Annotated in this window: 1 protein-coding gene; it reads left to right on the plus strand. The window is 69.3% G+C overall.

Features of this window, described 5'->3' with window-relative positions:
* Nucleotides 1-231 precede the first annotated feature (231 nt).
* The gene (locus tag ACFHW1_RS28720; protein WP_416616713.1) at nucleotides 232-1,305 is read left to right on the plus strand and encodes an IS110 family transposase; all 1,074 of its coding nucleotides are present in this window, start codon (nucleotides 232-234) and stop codon (nucleotides 1,303-1,305) included.
* The last annotated feature ends 17 nt before the right edge of the window (nucleotides 1,306-1,322 follow it).

Raw genomic sequence — 1,322 nt, forward strand, 5'->3', positions numbered from 1 at the left:
CACTGACAGAGATGATGGAGAAGAGCACCTCCCGCCGAGGTCTGACCCAACCACTGACTGACCTCGGGTCCTCATCGGGATCTGTCGACCTCGGTCGGGAGGTGCTCGCGCACGCACCGGACGTGGCGTTGTGACCTCATAGGAGCCTGGCCAGAGGCCCCATCTCTGTCTTGTCCGCGTCGCCCAGCTGGTGCGCGCCGCCCTGCCCCAGTCACGAACGACAGGACGACGATGCCCTCCATTACACCTGACCACGCCGCGATCTTCGACGTCGCCGGCGGGGTGGACACCCATCAGGACACCCACACCGCGGCCGTGATCGACCTGGTCGGACGGGTGCTGGGTACCCAGCAGTTCCCCGCCACGGCCACCGGCTACGCCGCCCTGCTGGCCTGGATGCGCGGGTTCGGACAGCTGCTGCGAGTCGGAATCGAGGGCACCGGCGCCTACGGCGCGGGCCTGACCCACCTGTTGCGCGAGGAAGGCGTCGACGTCATCGAGGTCGACCGCCCCAACCGCAAGACCCGCCGGTTTCAGGGCAAGTCCGACCCGATCGACGCCATCCAGGCCGCCAAGACGGCCCTGGCCGGTGAACGGACCGGCACCCCCAAGCACCGCGACGGCCGCGTCGAGGCACTGCGTAACCTACGCGTGGCCCGTCGCAGCGCCGTCGACCAGCGCGCCGACGTCCAGCGCCAGATCAAGGCCCTGATCGTCACCGCCCCCGACCAGCTGCGGGCCAGCCTGCGCGGCCTGGCCGTCAAGGAGCTGATCGCCGCCTGCGCCAACCTGCGACCCGACCGGGCCGACATCGCCAGCCCAGCTACCGCCACCAGCATCGCCCTGCAATCCCTCGCGCGCCGCCACCAGCAACTGTCGGTCGAGATCGCCGATCTCGACGAACTGCTGGAGCCGCTGGTCGCCGCGATCAACCCCGCCCTGGTCGCCGCCAACGGTGTGGGCACCGAGGTCGCCGGGCAACTGCTGGTCACCACGGGCGAGAACCACGACCGGCTGGCCTCCGAAGCGGCGTTCGCCATGCTCTGCGGCGTCGCCCCGATCCCCGCCTCATCAGGCAAGACCACCCGCCACCGTCTCAACCGCGGCGGCGACCGGCACGCCAACGCCGCCCTCTGGCGGGTCGTGCTCTGCCGGCTGCGCTGGGACCCCCGCACCCGCGCCTACGCCGACCGGCGTACCAAGGACGGCCTGTCCAAGAAAGAGATCATCCGGTGTCTCAAGCGCTACGTCGCCCGTGAGCTCTACCAGATCATCACATCAAATGATCTTGAACTGGCCGCTTGACATCGATAGGAGCATCC

The organism is Micromonospora sp. LOL_014, assembly GCF_048060245.1.
Classification (GTDB): domain Bacteria; phylum Actinomycetota; class Actinomycetes; order Mycobacteriales; family Micromonosporaceae; genus Micromonospora_E.